Below are 26,557 nucleotides of genomic sequence, written 5' to 3'. Positions count from 1 at the left end.
CGCCACAAGGGCTTCAGGCCGACAGCGAGTTGATCAGTTCACGGTTGAACGCGGGAATATCATCTGGCTGGCGGCTGCTGATCCAGGTGCCATCCCGGACGACTTCCTGGTCGACCCAGTTCGCGCCGGCATTGACCAGGTCATCCTTGAGCGTCTTGTAGCTGGTCATGGTCTTGCCTTTGACCAGGCCGCTGGACACCAGCAACCAGCCGCCATGGCAAATCACCGCGATAGGCTTGCCAGCCGCCTCGAAGCCCTTGACCAGGTTCTGCGCGTCGGGGTCGATGCGGATGGTGTCTGAATTCTGCACGCCGCCGGGCAGCAGCACCGCTTCGTACTGATCGACATTCGCCGCCTTGAAAGTCAGGTCCACCTTGAAGTCGTCGGCCGGCTTGTCATGGTTCCAGCCTTTGACCTGGCCGTCGCTGGCGGAAATGATGTCGACCTTGGCCCCGGCCTGTTCCAGCGCCTCTTTGGGACCGGTCAGTTCGGCCTGTTCAAAACCGTCGGTGACCAGAATGGCGACACGCTTGTTGTTCAGATTAGCGGGCATGAAAATCTCCTAAAGCTGAATGGGTTGGCTGCCGACCTAAGCCTTATTACAAGACTTGGGCATTGGTCCTACAGATTCCGAAGCTCAGGCTTGTACGAAAGTTCCGCCAATTTACCGGTGGTGTGTCGGATCCAGATTTAGGGGTTAGACTCCCGGCCTTACCCAGAGTGTGTACCCATGTCCAAAGAACTTTCCGCCGAACAGATCCAACAGTCCCTGCAGGGCATCAGTGTGCCGCCCCAGCCGCAAATCATGGTGGATTTGCAGATGGAGCAGTACATGCCCGACCCGGACCTGGAAACCATTGCCAAGCTGATTTCCCAGGATCCGGGCCTTTCGGGTGCCTTGCTCAAGATCGTCAATTCGCCGTACTACGGCTTGAGCAACAAGATCACTTCGATCCAGCGCGCAGTGAACCTGCTGGGCAGCCGGTCGATCATCAACCTGATCAACGCGCAGTCGATCAAAGGCGAATTGCACGACGATGCCATCGTCACCTTGAACCGCTTCTGGGACACCGCCCAGGACGTGGCCATGACCTGCCTGACGCTGGCCAAGCGCGTCGGCCTGCAGAACGGCGACGAAGCCTATGCCCTGGGTTTGTTCCATGACTGCGGCGTGCCGCTGATGCTCAAGCAGTTCCCCACCTACATGGGCGTGCTGGAGGAGGCCTATGCCAATGCCAGCGCCGAGATCCGGGTGGTGGACACCGAAAACCGCGTGTTCAACACCAACCATGCGGTGGTCGGTTACTACACCTCCAAGTCCTGGCGCCTGCCGGACCACGTCAGCCAGGCCATCGCCAATCACCACAACGCCCTGGCGATTTTCAGCGATGAATCTTCGCGCAATAACAGTCAGTTGAAAAACCTGTTGGCGATCCTGAAGATGTCCGAGAACATCTGTGCTTCCCATCGCGTGCTGGGCAACCAGGCTGAGGATCACGAGTGGAATTGCGTCGGGCCACTGGTGCTCGATTACATCGGTCTGCCGGAGTACGACTTCGAGACCCAGAAACAGGAAATCCGCGACCTGGCCTCTCGTTGAGTGCCAGCTTTCGCTTGATTCGAGAGCCCTATGCCAGAACTGCCGGAAGTCGAAACCACCCGCCGCGGGATCGCGCCACACCTCGAAGGGCAACGGGTCAGCCGCGTCGTCGTGCGTGACCGCCGCTTGCGCTGGCCGATTCCCGAAGACCTCGATGTGCGTCTTTCGGGGCAACGCATCGTGCAGGTGGAACGTCGGGCCAAATATTTGTTGATCAATGCCGAGGTTGGCACGCTGATCAGCCACCTGGGCATGTCCGGCAACCTGCGGCTGGTCGAGATCGGCATGCCCGCCCTCAAGCATGAACATGTCGACATCGAACTGGAGTCCGGGCTGGCCTTGCGCTACACCGATCCGCGTCGCTTCGGGGCGATGCTCTGGAGCCTTGACCCGCTCAATCACGAGTTGCTGATTCGCCTCGGGCCGGAACCGCTGACTGACCTGTTCGACGGCGAACGGCTGTTCCAGCTTTCCCGTGGGCGCTCGATGGCGGTCAAGCCGTTCATCATGGACAACGCGGTCGTGGTGGGCGTGGGCAATATCTATGCGACCGAAGCGCTGTTCGCCGCCGGGATCGACCCACGGCGCGCCGCCGGAAGCATTTCTCGGGCGCGCTATCTGAAACTGGCGATCGAGATCAAGCGCATCCTTGCCCATGCCATCGAACGCGGTGGAACCACGCTGCGGGATTTCATCGGTGGAGACGGCCAGCCCGGTTATTTCCAGCAGGAGCTGTTCGTGTACGGTCGGGGTGGGGAGTTGTGCAAGATCTGTGGCACGGGGCTGCGGGAAATCCGCCTGGGCCAGCGCGCCAGCGTCTGGTGTCCGCGCTGCCAGAGGTGATTCGTCTTACGGTCTATAGTCAGTAGTCATACTGTTTCAGCCGAAGGATCGCCCCATGACTCTGCTTCGAACTTTCCTCCTGGCACTCTCGCTGAGTGTCGGCTTGCCTGCCTTGGCGAACACCGAAAGCGGTGACCCGCGCTACACCATCCAGAATCCACCCGCGTACGCCATGCTCGGCGACTTGCTCATTGCTCGTCCGTTGCTGCTCGCCGCCACCGTGATCGGTGCCGGGGCGTTTGTCGTGTCGTTGCCCTTTACGGCGCTGGGTGGCGGGGTTGGCGATGCGGGGAAGGCGTTGGTGGTCGACCCGGCGAAAGCGACGTTTGTGCGGTGCCTGGGGTGTGTTGGGGAGGGGTTTGAGCGGCAGGAGTGAGGTATTGGGTGTCGCTGATGGCGCTATCGCGAGCAAGCTCGCTCCCACAAGGTATTTGCTCAGTACGCAGATGCTGCGATGTCCATAGATCCCCTGTGGGAGCGAGCTTGCTCGCGATGAGGCCAGTAAAGGCGCTACAGATTACCGATTCATTCCTTGCCAGTGATTTTGCGATATTTCGCCATCAACTGTTCCTCAGTCTCCGGATGAGCCTCGTCCAGCGGGATGCAATCCACCGGGCATACCTGCTGGCATTGAGGCTCGTCATAGTGCCCGACGCACTGGGTGCACAGGTTCGGGTCAATGACATAGATCTCTTCGCCCTGGGAAATGGCGGCGTTCGGGCACTCGGGTTCGCAGACGTCGCAATTGATGCAGTCGTCGGTGATGATCAGGGACATGCAAGCTCCGGCCGGGGCGTTGAGCCCGGGCATCTGAAAACGTATGGGCGCAATTGTGCCGCATTGGCGAGCGCAGTGCACGCGGGGGCGATGGACTGCGCTGTGCTGCGAGCGAGTCGCAGCGTCGGCGGGTTACTTCTTGAAGCGCAGGGTCAGCGCGTCGGCCACGGCCGGGTGGACGAACTTGGTGATATCGCCGCCCAAGGCCGCAATTTCCCGCACCAGGGTCGACGAGATGAAGGAGTAACGCTCCGATGGCGTCAGGAAGAGACTCTCGACGTCCGGGGCCAACTGGCGGTTCATGTTGGCCAGCTGGAACTCGTATTCGAAATCCGAGACCGCACGCAGGCCGCGCAGGAACACATTGGCGTTCTTTTCCTTGGCGAAATGCGCCAGCAGCGTCGAGAAGCCGACCACTTCCACGTTCGGCAGGTGCTTGGTGACCTCACGGGCCAGCTCCACACGTTGCTCCAGCGGGAACAGCGGGTTTTTCTTCGGGCTGGCGGCGACGGCAATGATCACATGGTCGAACAGGCGCGAGGCGCGTTCGACCAGATCGCCATGGCCCTTGGTAATGGGGTCGAAGGTACCTGGGTACAACACTCGGTTCATCGCGTCGTCCTGGCGGGAGTCCGTTGGGGAGTCGGATGGTATCGCAGCCGACTCGGTCGGCCAAGTCGGCGATGGGATAAGAACGCACTATAGGCGCTGCGAATAGTCGGTTTTTTCATGTGTTTTGCAGACGTTCGGCCAGCAGGGTCGCCAGTTTGGCAGTCAGGCCGTACACCGACAGTTGCGGGTTGGCGCCGATGCTGGTGGGGAACAGCGAGCCGTCGTGGATGGAAAGATTACGCAGTTGGTGGTGGCGGCCGAGGCTGTCGGTCACCGCCTGTTTCGGCTCTTCGCCCATGGCGCAACCCCCCATGACATGAGCGCTGCCCAGGCGGGTGCGGAAAAGGGCCAGGTCCAGCCCGTCGATCAGCGCCCGGGCCTCGGCCAGGGTTTTCACGTGCCGGGCATCGCTGTGCATCGGCATGACCGACCTGGCCCCTGCGGCGAACTGGATCTCGGCCATGCTGTGAAATGCCCGGCGCAAACCGTCCCAAGTGTAGGGGGAGACCTGATAGTCGAGCACAGGCGTGCCGTCGCTGCGCAATTCCACGGTACCGCCGGGGCTGTCCGGGTGAAAGCCGTCGCGCAGTAGCGCCAGCATGGCGTGAGTGTGGGGCAACTTTGCCATGTGCGCTGCGTTCTGCGCACCAAAGCCGCCCAACAGCGTGGCGGCGAGGGCCGGGTGCAAAGGCGGGACTTCCAGCTTGTAGGACATTTTGCCGGTGACGCCATCCTGCCATTGGAAATGATCTGAATAAATCGACTGTGGAGCCCCATAAAAAGGGTTGATGACTTCATCGAACAGTCCGGCTGACATGTTCACCAAGTGCAGGAAGGTGCGCTTGCCCAGGCATCGATGCGGATCCGGCGCGTCGGAGCGCAGCAGCAGGGCGGGGCTGTTGATGCCGCCACCGGCCAGCACGTAATGCCGCGCCTTGACCCTGATGCGCCGTCCGGTCGACGCCACGCAGCGTTCGTCCATGGCCTGGCATTGCAATTCCACTACCGCATCGTTGCTGATGATCAGGCGTTCGGCCCGCGCCAGATAGAGCAGGGCGCCGCCCTGGTCCAGCGTGGCGGGTATGGTGGTGACCAGCATCGACTGCTTGGCATTGGTCGGGCAGCCCATCCCGCAATAGCCCAGGTTCCAGCAGCCGCGCACGTTGCGCGGGATCACATGCCAGCTGTAGCCCAATTGCTCGCAGCCCTTGCGAATGACGTCGTTGTTGGCATTGGGCGGAATCAGCCATGGCGCCACCCCCAGGCGCTGCTCCATGCGTTCGAACCAGGGCGCCATCTCGGCGGGGCCGTGGCCCCGGACGGCATGCTCGGTCGCCCAGTGTTCGAGAGTCTGGTCAGGCGTACGAAAGCTCGAGGTCCAGTTGATCAACGTGGTGCCCCCCACGGCCCGGCCCTGGAGAATGGTGATGGCGCCGTCCTTGCTCATTCGCCCGAGACCTTCCTGATACAGGCTGGTGTAAGCCTGATCCTCAAGCAGCTTGAAGTCCTGGCTGGTCTTGAGCGGGCCTTCCTCAATGAGCAATACCTTGTAGCCGGCGGCACTGAGAATTTCCGCCGTGGTGCCACCGCCGGCGCCGCTGCCGATGATCGCCACGTCGGCTTCCAGCGTGAGGTCCTGGGTCAGTTGCGCGCCGTTGTAGGTGGTCCAGCCACGGGCCAGGCCTTCGCGGAACGGATCGGGTACGGGCATGTTCGGGGTTCTCTTGTTGTTATGAGAAGACGACAAGGCCCCTGTGGGAGCGAGCCTGCTCGCGATGGCGTCGTATCAGCGGCACACTTGATGACCGAGCTACCGCCTTCGCGAGCAGGCTCGCTCCCACAAGGGGGGCTGGCTCTGGCTTTCAGACGGTTGGCGGGCCCGGATACCCGCAGTGCGCCCAGGCCTCGGGCCGGCTGTACCAGGCCATCATCACCATTTGCAGCAAAGAGCTGTGGCCTTGGCGCAACAAGCTCAGCGAGCTGTTTTCCCAGCGTGTCAGGAATTGTTGGATGTCATCGGCGCTGGCGTTTTCCCACCCGCCCCAGATTCCGGTCAGCGGCCCGCGGGTCACACCCAACGTGAGCACGTCGAACAGTTGATGCGTGAGCTTGAGCATCGCCGCAGACAAGTGCGCCAGGCCGCGATCCAGGCTTTGCAGCGTGGCATCGGTGGCGGCCTGGATCGTTCCTGCCGTCACTGCGCCGTCGAGCATCACCGGAATGACGGCGCGTAGAAATGCCAGGTCGCTGTCGCGCAGGGCCTTCAGGCCGTCCGCCGGTTGGCTGGACGAACAGCCGCTGAGGCTGGCGCCCAGGCCGACGGTGGCGAGGAAAACACTGGCGCCAAGGCTCAGTTGCAGCAAACCACGCCGTGTCAGGGCGGGCGTATCGGTCAGGTTTGGGCTCATTATTGTTATTACCCGGGAGACGCTTGTTAGCGGATGAACAGCTTCTGGATCAGCTTCTGCAAAGGCTTGCCATAGGGCGGATAAATCAGTCTGGCGGCGTTGAAGCGCTGCTTGATCAGGACGCCCTTGGCCTTGCTGAAGGTCAGGAATCCCTCGTGACCGTGATAGTGGCCCATCCCCGAGGCGCCAATGCCGCCGAACGGCATGTCGTCCTGGGCCACATGCAGCAGCGTGTCGTTCAGGCAGACGCCGCCGGAATGGGTTTCATTGAGTACTCGCTGCTGTTCGGCCTTGTTGTAGCCGAAGTAGTAGAGCGCCAGCGGACGAGGCCGCCGATTGATGTAGGCAAAAGCCTGGTCCAGGCCTTCATACGGCACGATGGGCAGCAGTGGGCCGAAGATCTCATCCTGCATCACCGTCATGTCATCCGTGACATTGAGCAACAGGCTGTGGGCCATGCGGCGTCCCTGGCCCTGGTCGAACAGCTCGATCAGCAGCGCGCCTTTGCTGGTGGCGTCGCCGATGTAGCCGTTGAGCCGCGCCAGTTGGCGATCGTTGATGATGGCGGTGTAGTCCGGGTTGTCCGCCAGCGTCGGATAAAACCTGCGGACCGCTTCGCGATACGCCTCGACGAACGCTCCGACGCGGCTCTGCGGTACCAGCACGTAATCCGGCGCGACGCAGGTCTGCCCGGCATTCAGGGTCTTGCCGAAGGCTATGCGTTCGGCGGCGTCCTTGAGCGGTACGTCGTCGGACACGATGGCGGGTGATTTGCCACCCAGCTCAAGGGTGACGGGGGTGAGGTTTTCCGCGGCGGCACGCATCACATGCTTGCCGATGCTGGTGGCGCCGGTGAACAACAGGTGATCGAACGGCAACCTGGAGAATGCAATGCCAACGTCAGCCTCGCCCAGCACCACCGACACCAGGTCCTGGGGAAAGATACGGGCGAACAGTCGCTTGAGCAGCAACCCGGTGGCCGGGGTCGCCTCGCTGAGCTTGAGCATGACCCGGTTGCCCGCTGACAAGGCGCCGACCAATGGGCCCACGGCCAGGAAGAGGGGGTAATTCCACGGCACGATGACCCCGACCACGCCCAATGGCTGGTAGACCACCTTGGCCGATGCCGGTTGGAAGGCCATGCCGACCTTGCGCCGGGAAGGTTTCATCCAGCCCTTGAGGTTGCGGCTGGCGTAATGGATGCCGTGCAGGCTCGGCATCAGCTCGGCCAGCAGGGTTTCGTCGGCGCTGCGGTGACTGAAGTCCTGGCTGATCGCGTCGATCAGGGCTTGCCGTTCATTGCTCAACAGTTCGCGCAATGCCTTGAGCCACTGCCGGCGCTGCTCGGCCGTTGGCATGGGATGAGCGGCGAAAGCACGGCGCTGGGCCTCGAAGATCGTCCGAATTTCATCCAGCTGCTGTTGAGACTGGTGCAGGTAAGCAACGTCGGCTGGCATGTCGGCACCGGATTATTGTTGGAATGGTGGATTTCTAGAGCTTGTGCTCTAAAAAGTCAAATGCCGCCTCCGCGATGGCGTGGGTTTTCTCCCGTGACCGATAGGTCGTAAGATGCCCATCACATGATTTTTCGAATTAAGCCCAAGCCATGGCCCCACGAATAAAAACCAGCGAGCGCATCGTGCAGAACAGCCTGGAGTTGTTCAACCGGCAGGGTGAGCGCAGTGTCAGCACCAATCACATTGCCGCCCACATGGACATGTCCCCGGGCAATCTCTATTACCACTTCCCCAACAAGCAGGCGATCATCGCCGTGCTGTTCAGCGAATACGAAAACCTGGTGGACAGCTTCCTGCGGCCACCCCAGGGGCGGGCCGCCACGGTGGACGACAAGCGCTTCTACCTGCAGGAGCTGCTCTCGGCGATGTGGCGCTACCGGTTCCTGCACCGGGACCTGGAGCACCTGCTTGACAGCGACCCGGAACTGGCGGCTCGCTACCGACGCTTTTCCCAACGCTGCCTGATCCATGGCACGGCTATCTACGAAGGCTTCGTCGACGCCGGTATCCTGGCGATGGACCGTGTCCAGATCGAGTCCCTGACCCTCAATGCCTGGATTGTCCTCACGTCCTGGGTCCGGTTCCTCTGCACCACGCGCGAAAACTCCAACCACCTGAGCGAACAGGCGATCAAGCGCGGGGTGTATCAGGTGCTGGTGCTCGAGGCGGGGTTTGTGACCGGGCAGGCCCGCGAAGCGGTAGATGCCCTGTTCAAAGAATTTTATGTCCCGCTGGCCCAGACCCTGGAGGAAGGGCAGTAGATCGGACCCCTCGATTCAGCCACAGGAGCTCACCATGCCCATCGCGCAACTCATCAGCCCTCAGGCCCTGGAACAGCGGAGATCACAGCCCGGGCTGGTGATCCTCGATTGTCGTTTTGCCCTGGAGGACCCGGACTATGGCCAGCGCAGTTACGCCGAGGGCCATATCGCCGGCGCGTCGTTCGCCGACCTTGAACGGGATCTGAGCGGACCGGTCATCAAGGGCGTCACCGGACGTCATCCGCTGCCGGAGCCCGAGGCGCTGGTTGAGCGTCTCCGGGCCTGGGGGGTCAACAATGACAGCGAGGTCGTGCTGTATGACGACGGCCCCGGCGCCTATGCCGCCCGGGCCTGGTGGCTGCTGGCCTGGTTGGGCAAACGCGATGGCGTGCATATTCTCGACGGCGGGCTCAAGGCCTGGCATGCGGCCGGCCTGCCCCTGAGCCTGGATCCGCCGCAGGCTGCTCGCGGGACTTTCAGCGGCGCGCCGGACGCGAGCTTGCTGCTCAGTGCGCAGGCGTTGCAGCAACGCCTCGGTGATGCGGACATGACCCTGCTGGATGCCAGGGCGCTGCCGCGTTTCAAGGGCGAAGTCGAACCGATCGACCCGGTGGCGGGGCATATCCCGGGCGCATCATGCGCAGCATTCACCGACAACCTGGGGACCGATGGACGCTTCTTGCCGGCCGATCAACTCAAGCTGCGTTTCGCTGAAAAACTGGGCGAGCGTCCGCCCACCGAGCTGGTGGCCTACTGTGGCTCCGGCGTGACGGCGTGCCATAACCTGTTTGCCTTGTGCCTGGCGGGCTATCCGCTGGGACGGTTGTATGCCGGCTCGTGGAGCGAGTGGATCAATGATCCCCAGCGGGGCGTGGCGAAGGGCGAATAGCGAATAACGAATAACAAGACACCCGAAATCAATGTGGGAGCGAGCTTGCTCGCGATAGCGGGGTATCAGTCAACTTTAATGTGGCTGACCCATCGCTATCGCGAGCAAGCTCGCTCCCACAGGGGATTTGTGTTGTTTTCGAATCGTCAGCCTTGTGCCAGGCTGGCCAGCCAGCAGGGAATCCGGCGTTCCAGGTAATAGCCCGGGCGGCGCAGGGTTCCGTCGACAAATCCCACATGCCCGCCCCGCATGTGCAGTTCCAGGTGGGTCCAGGCCGATAACTCGCCGGGTTCGGGCAGGCTGTGGGGGAATACAAATGGGTCGTCGGCGGCCTGGATGACCAGCGTCGGTGTACTGATTCCCGCCATGAAATAGCGGCTGGACGCGCGCCGGTAGTAATCCGCTGCGTCGGAAAAGCCGTGCAGCGGCGCTGTCACCCGGCCGTCGAAATCCCAGAAGGTGCGCATGTTGTCCAGCGAGCCCAGGGCTGCCAGGGCCGCGAGCCCTTCGTCGCGTCCGTCATGCTGGAACTGGCGTTGCTTGTTGCGCACGTAGGCGACCATTTCCCGCATGAAGTGCGCCTGATAGAACCTGGAAAAGCCCTGTCCGATGCGGTCGGCGCACTGGTCCAGGCGAAACGGTACCGAGACCGCAACTGCGCCCTGCAACTGGCTGTGGTTGCCGGCTTCCCCCAAATGCTTGAGCAGCACATTCCCGCCCAGCGAATAGCCCACCGCAAACAGCGGCGCCAAGGGGCGTCGGGCCCGCAGATGGGCGATAGCCGCGGCGAGATCTTCGCTGGCGCCGGAATGATAACTGCGAGCCAGCAGGTTCGGCTCGCCCGAGCAACCACGCCAGTTCAGGGCGACGCTGGCCCAGCCTTGAGCATTGAGCGCGCGTTGCAGGCCGGCAACGTAGGGTGAGTTGGAGGAACCGGTCAGCCCATGAAGCACCAGCACCAGCGGTGCTTCGGCGCTATGCGGGCCATGCCAGTCAAGGTCGAGGAAATCACCATCGTCCAGCCAGAGGCGCTCACGTTCGCGATCGATGTGAACGGTTTTACGCCACAATGGGCCCCACAAGGTCTGCAGGTGCGGATTGCCAAGGCCCGGGGCGGGTATGAAGCGTTCAGGTGCGCAGGACACGATCATTCTCGGTGCACGGTCAGCGGTTCAGCCAACGGCCTCTGCCGTACGTTGCCACAATGCGTAATACACCCGCCCGGATTTCTGCTCGCGATGCAGGCGCCAATTGGCCGGCAAGCCCAGGGTCGAAGGGGCGGTCTCGCTTTCAGTGTAGACCCAGGCATCGTCGGCCAGCCATTGCCGTTCCTCAAGCAACGCGCAGACGGCCGGCAACAGGTTCTGGTTGAACGGCGGGTCGAGGAACACCAGGTCGAAAGGTGTCGCGGGCTGGCTGTCGAGATAGCGCAGCGCATCCGCCGTCTGCACCTGGCCGACGGTGCAACGCAGCGTGCCCAGGTGTTCTTTCAGGCTCGAGACCGCCAGGCTGCTGGCGTCCAGCGCCTGGCCCATGGCGGCGCCACGGGACAAGGCCTCGAGAAACAGCGCGCCACTGCCGGCGAACGGGTCGAGCACCCGGGCACCCGCCACATACGGCGCGAGCCAGTTGAACAGGGTTTCGCGCACCCGGTCCGGCGTCGGCCGCAGGCCCGGGGCATCGGGGAAGCTCAAGCGCCGGCTGCGCCACTCACCGCCGATGATGCGCAACTGGTTAACCCCGTTGTGCGCGGGTTTCTTGCTGGAATTGGATGGACGGGCCATTAATGCTCCGGAACCCCGAGCGGCTGCTCGGCAGGTTTGTCAGTGGGGGCCGGCAACGGCTTTTGCGGCACGGTCGGGCCAGCGGTGACGATGACCATCTTGTCCGTGCTCAGGTGTTTGTTCAGCGCGGTCCTGACTTGCTCGACCGTCAGCGCCTGGGACTGGCGCATGAAGTCCTCCAGGTAGCTCAGCGGCAAGTCATAAAAGCCCATGGCGCCGAGCTGACCGACGATGTCGGCGTTGCTCGCGGTCGACAGCGGGAAGCTGCCGGCCAGCTCGCGCTTGGCGTCGTCGAGCTCCTTCTGGGTCGGGCCGTTCTTGAGATAATCGGCGAACACATCCTGTACCAGCTTCAACGTGCCTTCGCTCATCTCGGCACGGGTCTGCAGACTGATCATGAACGGGCCGCGAGCCTGCATCGCCGTGAAGCCGGAATAGACGCCATAGGTCAGGCCGCGTTTTTCTCGGACCTCGGTCATCAGCCGCGTGCCGAAGCCACCGCCGCCGAGGATCTGGTTGCCCATGGACACGGCGGCATAGTCCGGATCGTCGCGGTCGACGCCCAGTTGCGCGAGCATCAGGTTGGTCTGCTTGGACGGGAACTCGATATGGTGGACGCTCGCTTTCGGCTCCACCGGTGGCGGCGTTTTCGCCAGGGCCTGGCCCTTGGGCAGTGCGGCGGATATCTGGTTGGCAATGGCTTCGGCCTCGGCACGGGACAGGTCCCCCACCAGGGCGATCACCGCGTTGCCGGCGGCATAGGCCTTGGCATGAAAGGCCCGGGCCTGGGCCAGGGTAATCGGCGGGATGCTCTGTGCCGTGCCGTCGCTGGAGTGCGCATACGGATGGTCGCCGTACAGGCGCTTCATCAGTTCCAGGCCCGCCAGTTTGCCGGGGTTCTGCTTCTGGTACTCGAAACCGGCGAGCATCTGGTTCTTGATGCGCGCGAAGGAGTCGGCGGGGAAGGTCGGCTGGCCGACAACTTCGGCAAACAGCTTCAGCGCCGGCTCGCGCTTGTCGGCAGCGCTGAGACTGCGCAGCGAAGCCACGGCCATGTCCCGGAAGGCGCCGTTGCCAAAATCGGCGCCGAGGCTTTCAAAGCCTTCGGCAATGGCACTGACGTCCTTGCCCGCCACGCCTTCGTTGAGCATGGCGTTGGTCAACTGCGCCAGGCCCGGTGCGTCGCCGTCCTGGCTGCTGCCGGCGGCGAAGGTCAGGCGCAGGTCGAACATCGGTAATTCGCGAGCTTCGACGAACAGCACCTTGGCGCCGTCGGCGGTTTTCCAGGTCTGCACGTCGAGCTGGCGATGGCTGGGCGCCTTGCCGTCCAGTTCAGCCAGCGATTGCAGCTTGTTGCCGGACTTGGCCTTGTCCAGCGCCTGGCTGGCGTTGGAGCTGGTCGATGGCGACAGGTAAAAGGCCAGCGCGCCGACCACGGCGATCAATACCAGGCCGATCAGCACCAGGCGCGGTGATTTGCGCTCACTCATGAGCTTTCTCCTCGGGCAGGATGTGCGCGACGCTCAGGCGCGAGCGGGTGAAATACAACTGGGCTGCCTTCTGGATATCCTGCGGGGTCACGCTTTGCAGTTCGGCCAGCTCGGTGTCCATCAGCTTCCAGGACAGGCCGACCGTTTCCAGCTGGCCGATGGCGGTGGCCTGGCTGGTGATGGAGTCGCGCTCATACACCAGGCCGGCGATCACCTGGGCGCGGACGCGCTCCAGTTCCTCGGCGGTGGGGGCGGTGGTCTTCAGTTGTTCGAGCAAGCGCCACAGCCCGGCTTCGGCCTCGGCGAGGGTCTTGTTTTTCTGCGTGTTGGGTGTCGCCGACAGGGTGAACAGGGTATCGCCACGGGTGTAGGCGTCGTAGTTCGACGAGCCGCCGGACACCAATTCTTCGCCGCGCTCCAGCTGGGCCGGGATCCGGCCGCTGTAACCGCCGTCCAGCAGCGCGGAAATCAGCCGCAAGGCGTTGACCGGGACTTTGTCGGTGGCCGTGGCGATGCTCGGCACGTTGAACGCCAGCATGACGCTCGGCAGTTGGGTCTGTACATGCAGGGTGATCTTGCGCTCACCGGGTTCGGCCAGCTCCAGCGGGATTTTCGCCGCCGGCACGGCGCGCCGGGCAATCGGGCCGAAATAGCGCTGGGCCAGGGTCTTGACCTCGTCTGGTGTCACGTCGCCAACCACTACCAGGGTCGCATTGTTCGGTGCATACCAGGATTCGTACCAGTGGCGCAGCTCCTCGACCTTCATCCGGTCCAGGTCGGCCATCCAGCCGATGGTCGGCGTGTGGTAGCCGCTGGCCGGGTACGCCATGGCCTTGAATCGCTCGTAGGCCTTGGACATGGGCTTGTCATCGGTGCGCATGCGGCGCTCTTCCTTGATGACCTCGATCTCGCGGCTGAACTCCTCCGGCGGCAAGCGCAGGCTGGCCATGCGATCGGCTTCAAGCTCGAAGGCCACGCCCAGGCGATCCCGGGCCAGTACCTGGTAATAGGCGGTGAAGTCATCGCTGGTGAACGCGTTCTCCTCGGCGCCAAGGTCGCGCAGGATCAACGACGCTTCGCCGGGACCGACTTTTTCGCTGCCCTTGAACATCATGTGTTCCAGGGCGTGGGACAGGCCGGTCTGGCCCGGCGTTTCATAGCTGGAGCCCACCTTGTACCAGACCTGGGAGACGACCACCGGAGCCCGGTGATCCTCGCGCACGACGACCTTCAAACCGTTGTCGAGGGTAAATTCATGGGTAGGTTGCGGGTCGGCAGCAAGGGCGGAAAAGGGCAGACAAACTGTGCTGAGCAGCAGGCCAGCGGCGCGGCGGGCAAGAGCATTCATTCGTGTTTAAACCTGTTGGACTGCCCGCTTGGCCTTAGCCTCGGCGGGCGAGGAGGTGCTAGGATACTGATCCGTTTTACTGGCGGCCACGCCTATCGGGCCTTTTATCGGCTCGTGGCTGTTTGGATTTGCGGAAGAAGCCTCGGGTTTATCTGCTGTTCCCGATGTTTTCGCCGAAAATGTCCCACCAGTCCTTCGAAAAAAGCGACTTGAGTTGCCCGCGAGACAACTCTACAAAATGTTGCGCGTGAACAAGCTGGATGAAACGCAGTCTGTTCAGCATCGAATATTTATCACCGAGGCGCCTGCCTGGCGCGTCGCTACCGTGAGATAGCCGTCCTCCATGTTTGGTTCCAACGACGACAAGAAGACCCCAGCTGCGGCTGGCGAGAAAAAAGGCCTGTTCGGATGGCTGCGCAAGAAGCCGCAGGAAACCGTCGTCGAGCAGCCGCAACTGCCGCCAGAGCCGGCCGCCGAGACTGTGGCCGAGACCGCGGTAGAAGAGACTGCGCCGATCGTCCTGCCGATTGCCGAACCGGTGCTGCAGCCGGTCGAGCCTGAGGTTACCGCCGAGCCGGTTGCCGAGCAGCCACTGACCCCGCCCGCCGGGCAAACTCCCTGGCTGACCTTGCCTGTGGCCGAAGAACCGGTCGGGCTGGTCGACGATGAGCAGGCTGCGCATGTCACCCCACCGATTCCGGCATCGACGCAACCGGTCGAGGCGCCCATTGCCGAGACACCGGTTGTCGCTGCGCCTGCCACCCCCGAGCCCGCCCCTGAGCCCGAGGCTGTAACAGCTGAGGTTCCGGCTCTGGTCGAGCCGCCGCGCAGCGCCGAAGAAAACAAAGTCGGCTTCTTCGCCCGCCTCAAGCAGGGCCTGTCCAAGACCAGCGCCAGCATTGGCGAAGGCATGGCCAGCCTGTTCCTCGGCAAGAAGGTCATCGATGACGAATTGCTCGAAGACATCGAGACCCGCCTGCTGACCGCAGATGTCGGCGTCGAGGCCACTTCCGTCATCATCCAGAGCCTGACCCAGAAGGTCGCCCGCAAGCAGCTCACCGATGCCGACGCGTTGTACAAATCCCTGCAAGGCGAACTGACCAGCCTGCTCAAACCGGTGGAAAAGCCGCTGGTGATTGCTTCGCAGAACAAGCCGTTCGTGATCCTGGTCGTCGGCGTCAACGGCGCCGGCAAGACCACCACCATCGGCAAACTGGCGAAGAAGCTTCAGCTCGAAGGCAAAAAAGTCATGCTCGCCGCTGGCGACACCTTCCGCGCCGCCGCGGTAGAACAGTTGCAGGTGTGGGGTGAGCGCAACAAGATCCCGGTCATTGCCCAGCACACGGGTGCGGACTCCGCCTCGGTGATTTTCGACGCCGTGCAGGCCGCCAAGGCCCGTGGCATCGACGTGTTGATCGCCGACACGGCCGGTCGCCTGCACACCAAAGACAACCTGATGGAAGAATTGAAGAAGGTCCGCCGGGTCATCGGCAAGCTCGACGCCGAGGCGCCTCACGAGGTGCTGCTGGTGCTGGATGCTGGCACCGGCCAGAACGCCATCAACCAGGCCAAACAGTTCAACCAGACCGTCGAACTGACCGGGCTGGCCCTGACCAAGCTGGACGGCACCGCCAAGGGCGGGGTGATCTTCGCCCTGGCCAAGCAATTCGGCTTGCCGATTCGTTACATCGGCGTGGGCGAAGGCATCGACGACTTGCGCACCTTTGAAGCCGAGCCTTTTGTCCAGGCACTGTTTGCCGAGCGGGAGCATTCATGATTCGTTTCGAACAGGTCGGTAAACGCTATCCGAACGGTCACGTCGGCCTGCATGAGCTGAGCTTTCGGGTCCGTCGGGGCGAGTTTCTGTTTGTCACCGGCCATTCCGGCGCCGGTAAAAGTACCTTGCTGCGCCTGCTGCTGGCGATGGAACGGCCCACCACCGGCAAGCTGCTGCTGGCCGGCCAGGACCTGAGCACCATCAGCAATGCCCAGATTCCCTACCTGCGACGGCAGATCGGTGTGGTGTTCCAGAACCACCAATTGCTGTTCGATCGCACAGTGTTCAACAACGTGGCGCTGCCGTTGCAGATCCTCGGGCTGTCCAAGGCCGAGATCAACAAGCGCGTGGACTCGGCACTGGAGCGTGTAGCGCTGTCGGACAAGACCGACCTGTATCCGGGCGACCTGTCCACCGGCCAGCAACAGCGTGTCGGTATCGCCCGCGCGATCGTCCACCGCCCGGCCTTGCTGCTGGCGGATGAACCCACCGGTAACCTCGACCCGCGACTGGCGGCGGAAATCATGGGCGTATTCGAAGATATCAACCGTTTGGGCACCAGCGTGCTGATCGCCAGTCACGACCTGGCGCTGATCGCACGTATGCGTCATCGCATGCTCACCTTGCAGCGCGGTCGACTGATCGGCGACGGGGAGGCGGGTGTATGAGCGCAACCCGTAGTCCGAAAGTGGCCGAGCGCGTGGCTCCCAAGGCCTCCGACCCGCAGCCGCAGAAAAAGAAACGCGACGATGACGACGGCCCGGATTTCGCCACGCTGCTGCACGCCTGGATCGAAAGCCATCGCGCCAGCCTGGTCGACAGCCTGCGGCGCCTGGGCAAGCAGCCCATCGGCAGCTTCTTTACCTGCATGGTGATGGCCGTGGCCCTGAGCCTGCCCATGGGCCTGTCATTACTGCTTAATAATGTCGAGCGCCTGGGCGGCTCCTGGCAGCGCGCGGCGCAGATTTCTCTTTATCTGCAACTGGACGCGACACCAGGCGAAGGCCAGGCGTTGCGTGAGCAGATCAAGGCCATGCCGGGCGTAGCCGACGCCGAATACGTCGGGCGCGAGCAGGCGCTCGAAGAGTTCCAGCAGCAGTCCGGCCTGGGCGAGGCCCTCAAGGAACTCCCGGAAAACCCGCTGCCGGGCGTGGTGCTGGTGACTCCGAACGAGGTCGACAAGCCCACCCTTGAAGCATTAAGACAAAGACTTTCGGAACTGCCCAAGGTACAACAGGCCCAACTTGATCTAGTCTGGGTCGAGCGTCTTGCGGCGATACTCAAGCTCGGCGACCGGTTTGTCTTTGGTCTGACGGTGCTTCTGGTTTCTGCATTACTTTTGGTGATAGGCAATACCATTCGTCTTCATATTGAAAACCGCCGCACAGAGATAGAAGTGATTAAACTCGTCGGCGGTACGGACAGTTATGTTCGCAGGCCCTTCCTCTACATGGGGGCGCTGTATGGCTTCGGTGCCGGGATCCTGTCCTGGGGGGTATTGGCGTTCGGCCTGGATTGGCTGAACGATGCGGTAGTGGGATTGGCCGGTTTGTACGGCAGTGATTTTTCACTGGCCGGTGTGCCAGTCGCCGACGGCGTGTCGCTCTTGCTTGGCGCGGTGCTGTTGGGTTATATCGGTGCATGGATTGCGGTAGCACGCCACCTGCGTGAGCTTGCTCCAAAATAGTATTTTTTGCGCGTATTGACCTTTCATTTTTTGTGGGAACTTGTCCTACGGTTCCCGGTCAATTTTCGCAGTGCTGAACTGCACGAGTTATGTGAGTCGGAGGTTTTTTCGTATGACCACTTCTTTGCAACCTGCTTATGCTCTAGTCCCGGGTGCGAACCTTGAGGCCTATGTGCACACGGTGAACAGCATTCCATTGCTGACGCCCGAGCAGGAGCGTGAACTGGCCGAGAGTCTCTATTATGAGCAGGATCTTGAGGCGGCTCGGCAGATGGTGCTCGCCCACCTGCGTTTTGTCGTACATATCGCCCGCAGCTATTCCGGCTACGGGCTGGCCCAGGCCGACCTGATCCAGGAAGGCAACGTCGGCCTGATGAAGGCGGTCAAGCGGTTCAACCCTGAAATGGGCGTGCGGCTGGTATCGTTCGCCGTGCACTGGATCAAGGCGGAAATCCACGAGTTCATCCTGCGCAACTGGCGCATTGTGAAAGTCGCGACCACCAAGGCCCAGCGCAAGCTGTTCTTCAACCTGCGCAGCCAGAAGAAACGTCTGGCCTGGCTGAACAACGAAGAAGTCAATCGCGTGGCTGAAAGCCTGGGCGTAGAGCCTCGGGAAGTGCGCGAGATGGAAAGCCGCCTGACCGGCCATGACATGGCCTTCGACCCGGCCGCCGAGGCCGACGACGACAGCGCTTTCCAATCGCCGGCCAACTACCTGGAAGACCACCGGTACGACCCGGCGCGTCAACTGGAAGACGCTGATTGGAGCGACAACTCCAACACCAACCTGCACGAAGCGCTGGAAGTGCTGGACGCGCGCAGCCGTGACATTCTTTATCAGCGCTGGCTGGCTGAAGAGAAGGCCACGCTGCACGACCTGGCGCAGAAGTACAACGTGTCGGCCGAGCGAATTCGCCAGCTTGAGAAAAGTGCGATGAACAAGCTCAAGGTGTCGATCGCGGCTTGACCCGCGTTACCGGCATGAAAAACGCCCCGATCAGTGATGATCGGGGCGTTTTTGTTTGTGTGATGCTGGACTCGATGCGCCCTATTGTAGGAGCGAGCCTGCTCGCGAATGCGGTGTGTCAGCCCACATTTATGTTCTGATACCCAGCATTCGCGAGCAGGCTCGCTCCCACAGTGGCTCTTCAGCGTTCTTGACTACCGAGCCCACGGCGCGCGGCGCGCGCGGTCAAGCTCCAGCAGATAACCATCACCGCCCAACTGGCTCATCTGCTGCCGGATCCAGCTGGCGCGTCGCAATATGTAGGGGCTCGGCCGGCTAGCACTCCAGACCCGCGGGTTGGGCAGTACCGCCGCCAGCAGGCTGGCCTGTTGCCGGGACAAGGCCCCGGCGCTTACACGAAAATGATGCCGCGCGGCCGCTTCAGCCCCGAACACGCCGTCGTCCCACTCGACACTGTTGAGGTACACCTCGAGAATCCGTTGCTTGGGCCAGAACACTTCGATCAGCGCGGTGAACCACGCCTCCAGCCCTTTGCGCAGCCAGCTGCGGCCCGACCACAGAAACAGGTTCTTGGAGACTTGCTGGCTGAGGGTACTGGCGCCGCGAATCGAGCCGCCGCGCCCGTTATGGGCAAACGCCGCCTGGATCGCGCCGATGTCAAAGCCCCAGTGCTCGGGAAACTTCTGATCCTCGCCGGCAATCACCGCGATTTTAAGGTTATTGGAGATCTGGTCCCAGGGCTGCCAGTCGCGCTGCAGGTCGATCGGCTCGCCGCCGAACCAGGATTCGACCTTGCGCTCGATCATCAGCGCGGTGAACGGTGGCGGTACCACGCGAAACAGCAGCACCAGCGCAACGCTGCCGACGGCGAACCAGAGCAGGGCTTTAACGAATCGTCGAAACAATGTACGCAGCATAGAGATGGCTTGGCCGAACCCGTCGAGCGGGCCATTATACAGACCCTGTCCCCCGAGTCTGACTGGAGTTCCCATGTTGCGTAGCTTTCTGATGCTGGCGGCTTTTTTCGGTTTCACCGGCGTAGCGCTGGGAGCATTCGCCGCCCATGGTCTGAAAAGCCGTCTGAGCGCCGATTACCTGGCGATTTTCCACACTGGCGTCACCTACCAACTGGTGCACACCCTGGCGCTGTTCGGCGTCGCATTGCTGGCCACGCACATTCCCGGGCGTATCGTCACCTGGGCCGGTATTTCCTTTGTCATCGGTATCCTGTTGTTCTCTGGCAGCCTGTATCTGTTGACGCTTACGGGCATCAGCAAGCTGGGCATCATCACGCCGTTCGGTGGTGTGGCGTTTCTGCTGGGTTGGCTTTTCCTCGGTCTTGCCGCCTGGCGTCTGGCCTGACGGTCACGTCGCGCGCCTCCAGCCATTGAGCAGGACCTGGATGAACGATGGCGCGAGGAGGCGGTTACCGTATCCGCTAAGGTGATCGCCGTCGCGGAAAAGTGGTTGACCGTCGTCGTAAGCCGAGCAAGTGGAGCCTGGGCACAGCAGCGGCAGCGGATCCCAGACGCGAAGCAGCGGATACTCAAGGGTTAAATGCTTCAGCAAAGCCATTTGTGGCGCTCGCAGCTGCTCGATCTGATCCCGCTCGACGGTGAAACCAGGCGCGCAGATCGGATTCATCCGGTTGAACCAGTCCGAGCAGCGGTAGGCTGGCGACTTGAACAGCGGCATGGGGGCATCGATCAGTACCCGCACCTCGGCATTCATCAGCCGCTTCAGCGTTGCTTCTGCGCTGCGGCGGGCTCCGTCGACCTGCTCTGGGGACAGTTCGGCGAGGGCCTCGCTTAGCACGCTTTCATCGCCACGTACCCAGTCGCGCCCTGCCAGTTCCGGCATCCGCAGGGAGGCGAGGAAAACGATATCGCCGGGTTTTGCCCGCGCTTCGATGTCACGCAGGGCTTCATTCCTGGCTCGGGTGCAGGCGCCTTGTGGGTCGGGTGCCATGAGGCTGACCACCGCGCAGCCGCCGCGCTCGTATTCCACAACGCTGATACCCAGCTGTCGCGAGACGAGGCTCAGCAGGGTGCGGTATGCCGCCGCGTGCGAATCGCCGAACACGAACAGTTGGCGGCCTTGCAGCGATGGGTCGCTGATCGGCTCGCTGGCCGGTCCTTGCGGTAATTTCCTGGAAAACCAGGTATAGGTGTCGCTGGTCTGGCTCAGCGACAGTACCTCAGGATTTTCACTCATCCAGCGAGCACCTGACCAGGACAGGCCGAGCGCCGCCAGGCATGAGGCAATGGTGATCCAGGCGCGGCGTTGAAAAAGCGACCGGCCGGTGCGCAGCGGTGTCTCGACCCAGTGATAGGAGGCGGCAGCGAGTGCCGCGACGATTACTGGATAGGCCAGCTGTATGGCGAGTTGCTCAAGGCCAATGGTCCAGCGCAGGAACACCAGCACCGGCCAATGCCAAAGGTAAAGCGAGTAGGACAACCGACCGACATAGGTCGCGGGTTTCGATTGCAAAAGACGCAGCAGCGAGGGGGTATTGGTTTTCTGTACTACGGCCGCCAGGGCCAGCAGGGTGCCAGCGACGGTCAGCACGGCCCAGGGAAACGGAAAGTGTTTCGCGTCGGCGAAAATCAACCCGCCTGACACCAGGGCGAGCCCAGCGAACAGCACGGCAGGCGTCGCCGCAGAGGTCAGTTGCAAGCGTCCTGTGGCCACCAGTTGAAAGAGGACCGCCCCGGATGCCAGTTCCCAGAATCGGCTGGGTAACAGGTAAAACGCTTCGAGAGGGCTTTGCTCTGTCTGCACCACGCTGAATGCCAGCGAGGCCAGCGCGAGCAAGGGCAGCAAGGCCCAGGCGAGACTGTGTCGTTGGCGAAAACGCAGCCAGACGAAGTAGACCAGGGGAAAAACCAGGTAGAACTGCTCTTCGACGGCCAGCGTCCAGGTGTGGGTATAGGGATTGAGCTGGGCGGCCGGCGAGAAGTAGGTGTCGGTGTTCCACGCCAGCGTGAAGTTGCTCAGGCCGAAGTAGGCCGCCAGTCCGGTTTGATCATTCTGCGCACTGAGCCAGGCCTGGGGTACGAACATCGCCGAGACCAGGGCGCACGCCACCAGAACCACCAGCAGGGCCGGGACGATGCGCAGGAAGCGTCGCCGGTAGAAGTCCGCCAGGTAAGCCGAAAAGCTCATGTCGGAGCGGGTGTATAACGATTGGCTGATGACGTAGCCCGAGATGACGAAGAACATGTCGACCCCGGTGAAACCTCCGGGCAGTTTCAGGAAATCGGCATGGAAAATGATCACGCTCAGGACAGCGACGGCGCGCAGGCCATCGATAGCGGGGATGTTTGGCATTGTATGGACGCTGGGCACAGGTCCTCCTTGTGCTTGATAGATGCGTCCATGCGGGACCGAAAATATAGACCGGACCAGCGCTGCCTGGGCGGCGCATTTGTTGCGGAATCAGTCCGAGGCTTCAAACGCCCACGGCTCTTCGCACGGACGCCGCCTGGAGGCCGGGCTGACCGGCTGGTCCATTTCATGACGAATGGCTTGGGTCGTCCAGACTGATCGGGCTAGAATGCCAGCCCCTAAAAATGATGGCGGCATCCGGCATGCGCATTCAGTTGAACGGCGAACCCCTTGAACTGCCCGACGGCGAAACCGTCGCGGCCCTGCTGACCCGTCTGGAACTCACCGGACGCCGCGTCGCGGTGGAGCTCAACCTGGATATCGTCCCGCGCAGCCAGCACGCCGACACCATGTTGAACGACGGCGACAGTGTCGAAGTGGTCCACGCCATCGGCGGCGGTTAGTCGCCGCGATTTCGCAGCATTCGCAAGAACCTCACCCCAACAGAGGATTTCCCATGAGCATCGTTCGTAGCGACAAGCCCTTCGTCCTGGCCGGTCGTACTTACCAGTCGCGTCTGCTGGTAGGCACCGGCAAGTACCGCGACATGGAAGAGACCCGCCAGGCCATTGAAGCTTCGGGTGCCGAGATTGTGACCGTCGCCGTGCGTCGGACCAACATTGGCCAGAATCCGGGCGAACCGAACCTGCTGGATATCCTGCCGCCGGATCGCTACACCATCCTGCCGAACACCGCCGGTTGCTTCGACGCCATCGAGGCTGTGCGCACCTGCCGCCTGGCCCGTGAGCTGCTCGACGGTCACAACCTGGTGAAGCTGGAAGTGCTGGCGGACCAGAAAACCCTGTTCCCCAACGTGATCGAAACCCTCAAGGCCGCAGAAACCCTGGTCAAGGAAGGTTTCGACGTGATGGTCTACACCAGCGATGACCCGATCATAGCTCGTCAGCTGGCGGAAATCGGCTGCATCGCGGTCATGCCGCTGGCCGGGCTGATCGGCACGGGCCTGGGGATCTGCAACCCGTACAACCTGCAGATCATCCTTGAAGAAGCGAAGATCCCGGTGCTGGTGGATGCCGGTGTCGGCACCGCCTCCGATGCCACCATCGCCATGGAACTGGGTTGTGAAGCGGTGCTGATGAACTCCGCCATCGCCCACGCCCAGCAGCCGGTCCTGATGGCCGAAGCCATGAAACACGCCATCGTTGCCGGTCGCCTGGCCTACCTGGCCGGGCGCATGCCGAAAAAACTCTATGCCAGCGCATCCTCGCCGCTGGATGGTCTGATCAAGTAAGAGCCATTGATGACTGAATCGAACGACACGCCGGTCCTCCCGGAAGAAGGCGAAGAGCGCCAGCACCGCCGCATCAAGAGTTTCGTGATGCGCGCCGGGCGCATGACTGAAGGCCAGCAACGCGGCCTGGAGCAGGGTGCGCCGTTGTATGTTCTGCCGCTGGCCGACGCGCCGGTGGACTTCGACCAGGTGTTCGGCCGCTCGGCGCCACGCTCGCTGGAAATCGGCTTCGGCATGGGCCATTCGCTGCTGGAAATGGCCGCGGCCGCGCCGGACCAGGATTTCATCGGCGTGGAAGTGCACCGTCCGGGTGTCGGTGCGTTGCTCAACGGCGTACTGACTCAAGGTCTGACCAACCTGCGGGTCTACGATTGCGACGCCATCGAAGTGCTCAACCGCTGCGTGGCCGACAACAGTCTCGACCGGCTGATGCTGTTTTTCCCGGACCCGTGGCACAAGAGTCGCCACCACAAGCGCCGGATCGTCCAGGCATCGTTCGCTGAACTGGTGCGCAGCAAGTTGAAGGTCGGCGGTGTGCTGCACATGGCCACCGACTGGGAGCCGTACGCCGAATACATGCTGGAAGTGATGAGCGTCGCGCCGGGCTACCGCAACCTGGCCGAAGATGGCCGCTACGTCCCGCGTCCGGCGGAACGGCCGATTACCAAGTTCGAACGCCGTGGCGAACGGCTCGGGCATGGGGTCTGGGATTTGAAGTTCGAGAAGTTGGCGTAAACACTAGAAGACCCATGGTGAAATGGGACCCCTTGTGGGAGCGAGCTTGCTCGCGATGGCGGCCTGGCAGTCAACCATAATGTTGAATGTTATGGCCTCATCGCGAGCAAGCTCGCTCCCACATTTATTTTGCAGTGTTGGCGGGGTTCAGCGCCGATCCGCCACGACGCCGATCAGCACCAAAACCACCAGCAACACCGGCGCGAGGCTGTAGTTGTTGAACTGGCTCAAGCCCCGGACGATCCACGGCGTGGCGTAGATCAGCGCGGCGCCGCTGCCGATCATGCACAGCAGGGCGATCAGCGGGACGCGCAAGGCGCCGGCGATGCTGCCCAGGCGTTGTTCGACCCAGCCCTTGATGTCAGCGCCAAACAACACCAGCAGGCAGCCTACCAGTGCCAGGGAGATTTCCGACAGGTTGCTGCGGCTCCAGCGGGACACGGTGGCGAGCAGGTCGAGTACCAGATCCATTCGATTTCCTTGTTTTGATCAGCTCAGAAATTTTTGCAGCAGGTCGTTGAGAAACAGCTGTCCGCGCTCGGTCGCCGCCAGACGTGACGGTTCGACCTGCAACAACCCGCTTTGTTCGGCTTCGCGCCGGCCTTCGGCCAGGCTTTCCAGGGTCAGCCCGGTGCGCTGCGGATACAGCCGCGACGGTACGCCTTCGGTGAGGCGCAGCGCGTTCATCAGGAACTCGAAAGGCAGCTCTTCGTTGGCGAGGCTCTTTTCCCCGGCCAGGAAGCGCTTGGCCGGGTTGAGGTAATCCTTCGGCAAGCGGGTCTTCCAGGTGCGTACTATGCGTCCGTCCGGATGGCTGAGCTTGCCGTGGGCACCGGCACCGATACCGATGAAGTCGCCGAAGCTCCAATAATTGAGATTATGTCGCGCCGCCCGGCCGGGCAGGGCATAGGCCGAGACTTCGTACTGGGCGTAGCCATGCTCGGCGAGCAGCGCTTGCCCGGCTTCCTGGATGTCCCACAGCGTATCGTCTTCCGGCAAGGTCGGCGGCTGGTTCCAGAACACCGTGTTCGGCTCCAGCGTCAGTTGGTACCAGGACAGGTGGGTTGGCTTCAAGGCGATGGCCTGGCGCAGGTCGCTCAAAGCGTCGTCGAGAGACTGGTCGGGCAGCCCATGCATCAGGTCCAGGTTGAAGTTGTCGAAGCCGGCCTGGCGAGCCATACCGGCGGCGCGCACCGCCTCGTCACCGTTATGGATCCGCCCCAGGGCCTCAAGCTTGGCCTGTTGGAAGCTCTGGATACCGATGGACAGGCGATTGATGCCCAACGCTCGGTAGGCGATGAATTTTTCCTGCTCGAACGTGCCGGGGTTGGCTTCCAGGGTGATTTCAATGTCGTGGGCGAACGCTATCCGCGCCTCGACACCCTTGAGCAATCGGCCCAGGGCCCGGGCGCTGAACAAGCTCGGGGTACCGCCACCAAAAAAGATCGAGCTCAACGGCCGACCATGAACCGCGTGCAGATCCTGGTCGAGGTCGGCCAGCAGAGCGTCGACATACTCCTCTTCCGGCAACTGCGGGCTGGCGGTGTGGGAGTTGAAATCGCAATACGGGCATTTGCGCACGCACCACGGGATGTGGATATACAGCGCCAGGGGCGGCAGCTCCGGTAGCGGCGCCCGGGGTGTTTGTACACCGCCATGAATCAGCGGTGCGGGAGCGTCGTCGATCATTGCAGGCCCAGGCGTTGACGCAGCAGGGCCATGGCGCGGGCGCGGTGGCTCAGTTGATTTTTCTCCACCGGCCCCAGCTCGGCGCTGGAACAGTTGCGTTCGGGTACCCAGAACAATGGGTCATAGCCAAAGCCGTGCTCGCCGCTGGCCTCGGTAAGGATGCGCCCGTGCCACAAGCCTTCGCAGAGGATCGGCAACGGGTCGTCGGCGTGGCGCACCAGGGCCAGCACACAAACGAACTGTGCGCCGCGTTCGGCCTCGGGCACATCCTTGAGGGCTTCAAGCAGCTTGGCGTTGTTTGCCGCATCACCTTTGCCATCGGCGTAACGGGCCGAGTAGATGCCCGGTGCGCCGCCGAGGAAATCAACCGCCAGACCGGAGTCATCGGCCAGCGCCGGCAGCCCGGAAATACGCGCGGCATTGCGGGCCTTGAGGATGGCATTCTCGACGAATGACAGGCCGGTTTCTTCCGGCTCGACCTGGCTGAATTCCCCGATCGAGCGCAGTTGCACCGATCCGCCGAGCATGGCCTGGAGTTCCTTGAGTTTGCCGGCGTTGTGGCTGGCCAGCACGAGTTGGGTGAGGTTCATCATTGGCCCGGGAACAGTTCCTGGTTGAAGTTGATGGTGTTGATCTTGTCGCCGGTCTGCACCTTGATCTCGAAAGTCCGGGTTTCCTGCTGGTCCACTGGATACTGGGCAATGTAATAGATCGCGCCTGGTTCGGTAACCTGGCGGAAGGTGAGGGTGACTGTCTTGCTGGTCAGGTCCTTCACCGTGCCGCTGACCTGGGCGATCAGTGGCTTGCCACCCTTGAGCACCGAGACATTGATCACGCCCTGGTTCTTGCTGCGGATCAGCTCGGCGGCCTTGGCGATGTCGGGTGTCAGGAAGGTGGAATTGAACGTGTTGTAGTGCACGGTCACGTCACCGAACACTTCCTTGCGCTCGGCCTTGATGACGTCGGCAGCCATGGCGCCCACGCTCAGGCAGGTGGTGATTAAGAACAACGCTAGACGTTTCATGTCGTGCTCC

General features: G+C 62.3%; 29 protein-coding genes. 13 read left to right on the top strand and 16 right to left on the bottom strand.

From position 1 onward, the window contains the following. Positions 1-13: 13 nt before the first annotated feature. A complete protein-coding gene (locus J3P86_RS25205; RefSeq protein ID WP_434699077.1) occupies positions 14-553 on the bottom strand; it encodes a type 1 glutamine amidotransferase domain-containing protein in 540 nt (179 codons plus the stop codon). Positions 554-784: 231 nt separating this feature from the next. Between J3P86_RS25205 and J3P86_RS25200 the strand changes: the two genes are divergently transcribed. Genes J3P86_RS25200 through J3P86_RS25190 form a run of 3 tightly spaced genes read left to right on the top strand, consistent with a single transcriptional unit; the run spans position 785 to position 2,819 of the window. Then, the gene (locus tag J3P86_RS25200) at positions 785-1,600 is read left to right on the top strand and encodes an HDOD domain-containing protein (RefSeq protein ID WP_434574069.1); all 816 of its coding nucleotides are present in this window, start codon (positions 785-787) and stop codon (positions 1,598-1,600) included. A gap of 30 nt (positions 1,601-1,630) precedes the next feature. Further along, a complete protein-coding gene (gene mutM / locus J3P86_RS25195) occupies positions 1,631-2,443 on the top strand; it encodes a bifunctional DNA-formamidopyrimidine glycosylase/DNA-(apurinic or apyrimidinic site) lyase (protein WP_434654927.1) in 813 nt (270 codons plus the stop codon). Between the two features lie 55 nt (positions 2,444-2,498). After that, a complete protein-coding gene (locus tag J3P86_RS25190; RefSeq protein WP_305498139.1) occupies positions 2,499-2,819 on the top strand; it encodes a multidrug transporter in 321 nt (106 codons plus the stop codon). A 149-nt stretch (positions 2,820-2,968) separates the two neighbouring features. On the opposite strand, the gene J3P86_RS25185 is transcribed toward J3P86_RS25190, so the two are convergent. The 5 genes from J3P86_RS25185 to J3P86_RS25165 all read right to left on the bottom strand — a co-directional run bounded on the left by J3P86_RS25185 (position 2,969) and on the right by J3P86_RS25165 (position 7,697). Continuing rightward, on the bottom strand, positions 2,969-3,220 hold the full coding sequence (locus J3P86_RS25185; RefSeq protein ID WP_434571149.1) for a YfhL family 4Fe-4S dicluster ferredoxin: 252 nt from the start codon (positions 3,218-3,220) through the stop codon (positions 2,969-2,971). 132 nt (positions 3,221-3,352) lie between these two features. After that, on the bottom strand, positions 3,353-3,832 hold the full coding sequence (gene coaD, locus J3P86_RS25180) for a pantetheine-phosphate adenylyltransferase (protein ID WP_007897855.1): 480 nt from the start codon (positions 3,830-3,832) through the stop codon (positions 3,353-3,355). Positions 3,833-3,947: 115 nt separating this feature from the next. Then, positions 3,948-5,543, bottom strand: a complete 1,596-nt coding sequence (locus tag J3P86_RS25175; RefSeq protein WP_434699076.1) for a GMC family oxidoreductase N-terminal domain-containing protein — start codon at positions 5,541-5,543, stop codon at positions 3,948-3,950. Between the two features lie 151 nt (positions 5,544-5,694). Continuing rightward, positions 5,695-6,240: a twin-arginine translocation pathway signal protein gene (locus J3P86_RS25170; protein ID WP_434699075.1), complete on the bottom strand. Its 546-nt coding sequence runs from the start codon at positions 6,238-6,240 to the stop codon at positions 5,695-5,697. A 26-nt stretch (positions 6,241-6,266) separates the two neighbouring features. After that, the gene (locus J3P86_RS25165) at positions 6,267-7,697 is read right to left on the bottom strand and encodes a coniferyl aldehyde dehydrogenase (RefSeq protein WP_434699074.1); all 1,431 of its coding nucleotides are present in this window, start codon (positions 7,695-7,697) and stop codon (positions 6,267-6,269) included. 149 nt (positions 7,698-7,846) lie between these two features. On the opposite strand from J3P86_RS25165, the gene J3P86_RS25160 reads away from it, so the two are divergent. Beyond that, positions 7,847-8,518 (top strand): TetR/AcrR family transcriptional regulator, encoded by a 672-nt coding sequence (locus J3P86_RS25160; protein ID WP_434699073.1) that lies wholly within the window; start codon positions 7,847-7,849, stop codon positions 8,516-8,518. A 34-nt stretch (positions 8,519-8,552) separates the two neighbouring features. Further along, on the top strand, positions 8,553-9,407 hold the full coding sequence (locus J3P86_RS25155; RefSeq protein ID WP_434699072.1) for a sulfurtransferase: 855 nt from the start codon (positions 8,553-8,555) through the stop codon (positions 9,405-9,407). A gap of 146 nt (positions 9,408-9,553) precedes the next feature. Here J3P86_RS25155 and J3P86_RS25150 read toward each other — a convergent pair whose 3' ends face one another. Genes J3P86_RS25150 through J3P86_RS25135 form a run of 4 tightly spaced genes read right to left on the bottom strand, consistent with a single transcriptional unit; the run spans position 9,554 to position 14,029 of the window. Further along, a complete protein-coding gene (locus J3P86_RS25150) occupies positions 9,554-10,558 on the bottom strand; it encodes a hydrolase (RefSeq protein WP_434699071.1) in 1,005 nt (334 codons plus the stop codon). A gap of 21 nt (positions 10,559-10,579) precedes the next feature. Continuing rightward, on the bottom strand, positions 10,580-11,191 hold the full coding sequence (rsmD, locus tag J3P86_RS25145) for a 16S rRNA (guanine(966)-N(2))-methyltransferase RsmD (protein ID WP_305498147.1): 612 nt from the start codon (positions 11,189-11,191) through the stop codon (positions 10,580-10,582). After that, the gene (locus J3P86_RS25140; protein WP_434627350.1) at positions 11,191-12,681 is read right to left on the bottom strand and encodes a M16 family metallopeptidase; all 1,491 of its coding nucleotides are present in this window, start codon (positions 12,679-12,681) and stop codon (positions 11,191-11,193) included. The genes rsmD and J3P86_RS25140 overlap by 1 nt, the downstream gene beginning before the upstream one ends. Next, on the bottom strand, positions 12,674-14,029 hold the full coding sequence (locus J3P86_RS25135) for a M16 family metallopeptidase (protein WP_434654946.1): 1,356 nt from the start codon (positions 14,027-14,029) through the stop codon (positions 12,674-12,676). The genes J3P86_RS25140 and J3P86_RS25135 overlap by 8 nt, the downstream gene beginning before the upstream one ends. 343 nt (positions 14,030-14,372) lie before the next feature. Here J3P86_RS25135 and ftsY point away from each other — a divergent pair, with 343 nt between their 5' ends. From ftsY to rpoH, 4 genes are all read left to right on the top strand, one after another. After that, a complete protein-coding gene (gene ftsY, locus J3P86_RS25130; protein ID WP_434627354.1) occupies positions 14,373-15,806 on the top strand; it encodes a signal recognition particle-docking protein FtsY in 1,434 nt (477 codons plus the stop codon). Further along, positions 15,803-16,474 carry a cell division ATP-binding protein FtsE gene (gene ftsE / locus J3P86_RS25125; RefSeq protein WP_024778908.1) on the top strand — a complete coding sequence of 224 codons (672 nt, stop codon included), beginning with the start codon at positions 15,803-15,805 and terminating at the stop codon, positions 16,472-16,474. Before ftsY ends, ftsE begins: the two co-directional genes overlap by 4 nt. Beyond that, a complete protein-coding gene (gene ftsX / locus J3P86_RS25120; protein ID WP_305498152.1) occupies positions 16,471-17,493 on the top strand; it encodes a permease-like cell division protein FtsX in 1,023 nt (340 codons plus the stop codon). Before ftsE ends, ftsX begins: the two co-directional genes overlap by 4 nt. A 112-nt stretch (positions 17,494-17,605) precedes the next feature. Beyond that, positions 17,606-18,460, top strand: coding sequence for an RNA polymerase sigma factor RpoH (rpoH, locus tag J3P86_RS25115; protein WP_305498153.1), 855 nt, complete (start codon positions 17,606-17,608; stop codon positions 18,458-18,460). 194 nt (positions 18,461-18,654) lie between these two features. Here the strand turns inward: rpoH and mtgA are convergent, their stop codons facing one another. Further along, positions 18,655-19,377, bottom strand: a complete 723-nt coding sequence (gene mtgA / locus J3P86_RS25110; protein ID WP_434699070.1) for a monofunctional biosynthetic peptidoglycan transglycosylase — start codon at positions 19,375-19,377, stop codon at positions 18,655-18,657. Positions 19,378-19,450: 73 nt separating this feature from the next. On the opposite strand from mtgA, the gene J3P86_RS25105 reads away from it, so the two are divergent. Beyond that, positions 19,451-19,822, top strand: coding sequence for a DUF423 domain-containing protein (locus tag J3P86_RS25105; protein ID WP_434654952.1), 372 nt, complete (start codon positions 19,451-19,453; stop codon positions 19,820-19,822). A 3-nt stretch (positions 19,823-19,825) separates the two neighbouring features. Here the strand turns inward: J3P86_RS25105 and J3P86_RS25100 are convergent, their stop codons facing one another. Continuing rightward, a complete protein-coding gene (locus J3P86_RS25100; protein ID WP_434699069.1) occupies positions 19,826-21,808 on the bottom strand; it encodes an acyltransferase family protein in 1,983 nt (660 codons plus the stop codon). A gap of 242 nt (positions 21,809-22,050) precedes the next feature. Here J3P86_RS25100 and thiS point away from each other — a divergent pair, with 242 nt between their 5' ends. The 3 genes from thiS to trmB are packed head-to-tail and all read left to right on the top strand — an operon-like array spanning position 22,051 to position 23,834. Beyond that, positions 22,051-22,251 carry a sulfur carrier protein ThiS gene (gene thiS, locus J3P86_RS25095; protein ID WP_434654957.1) on the top strand — a complete coding sequence of 67 codons (201 nt, stop codon included), beginning with the start codon at positions 22,051-22,053 and terminating at the stop codon, positions 22,249-22,251. 53 nt (positions 22,252-22,304) lie between these two features. Continuing rightward, complete coding sequence (locus J3P86_RS25090) at positions 22,305-23,099, top strand: thiazole synthase (RefSeq protein WP_305498159.1); 795 nt, start codon at positions 22,305-22,307, stop codon at positions 23,097-23,099. 9 nt (positions 23,100-23,108) lie between these two features. Next, positions 23,109-23,834: a tRNA (guanosine(46)-N7)-methyltransferase TrmB gene (gene trmB / locus J3P86_RS25085; RefSeq protein WP_434699068.1), complete on the top strand. Its 726-nt coding sequence runs from the start codon at positions 23,109-23,111 to the stop codon at positions 23,832-23,834. 147 nt (positions 23,835-23,981) lie between these two features. Here trmB and J3P86_RS25080 read toward each other — a convergent pair whose 3' ends face one another. The 4 genes from J3P86_RS25080 to J3P86_RS25065 are packed head-to-tail and all read right to left on the bottom strand — an operon-like array spanning position 23,982 to position 26,547. Further along, on the bottom strand, positions 23,982-24,305 hold the full coding sequence (locus J3P86_RS25080) for a DUF3392 domain-containing protein (protein ID WP_014340681.1): 324 nt from the start codon (positions 24,303-24,305) through the stop codon (positions 23,982-23,984). A gap of 18 nt (positions 24,306-24,323) precedes the next feature. Further along, positions 24,324-25,523, bottom strand: coding sequence for a radical SAM family heme chaperone HemW (hemW, locus tag J3P86_RS25075; RefSeq protein WP_434627366.1), 1,200 nt, complete (start codon positions 25,521-25,523; stop codon positions 24,324-24,326). Beyond that, positions 25,520-26,116, bottom strand: coding sequence for an RdgB/HAM1 family non-canonical purine NTP pyrophosphatase (rdgB, locus tag J3P86_RS25070; protein WP_186612071.1), 597 nt, complete (start codon positions 26,114-26,116; stop codon positions 25,520-25,522). The genes hemW and rdgB overlap by 4 nt, the downstream gene beginning before the upstream one ends. After that, entirely contained in the window at positions 26,113-26,547 is a 435-nt protein-coding gene (locus J3P86_RS25065) for a DUF4426 domain-containing protein (RefSeq protein WP_305498164.1), read from the bottom strand. The genes rdgB and J3P86_RS25065 overlap by 4 nt, the downstream gene beginning before the upstream one ends. Positions 26,548-26,557 lie beyond the last annotated feature (10 nt).

It is taken from the genome of Pseudomonas sp. D1-1, from assembly GCF_051132225.1.
Taxonomy (GTDB): domain Bacteria; phylum Pseudomonadota; class Gammaproteobacteria; order Pseudomonadales; family Pseudomonadaceae; genus Aquipseudomonas.
This window is presented reverse-complemented; position numbering and strand designations above follow the sequence as displayed.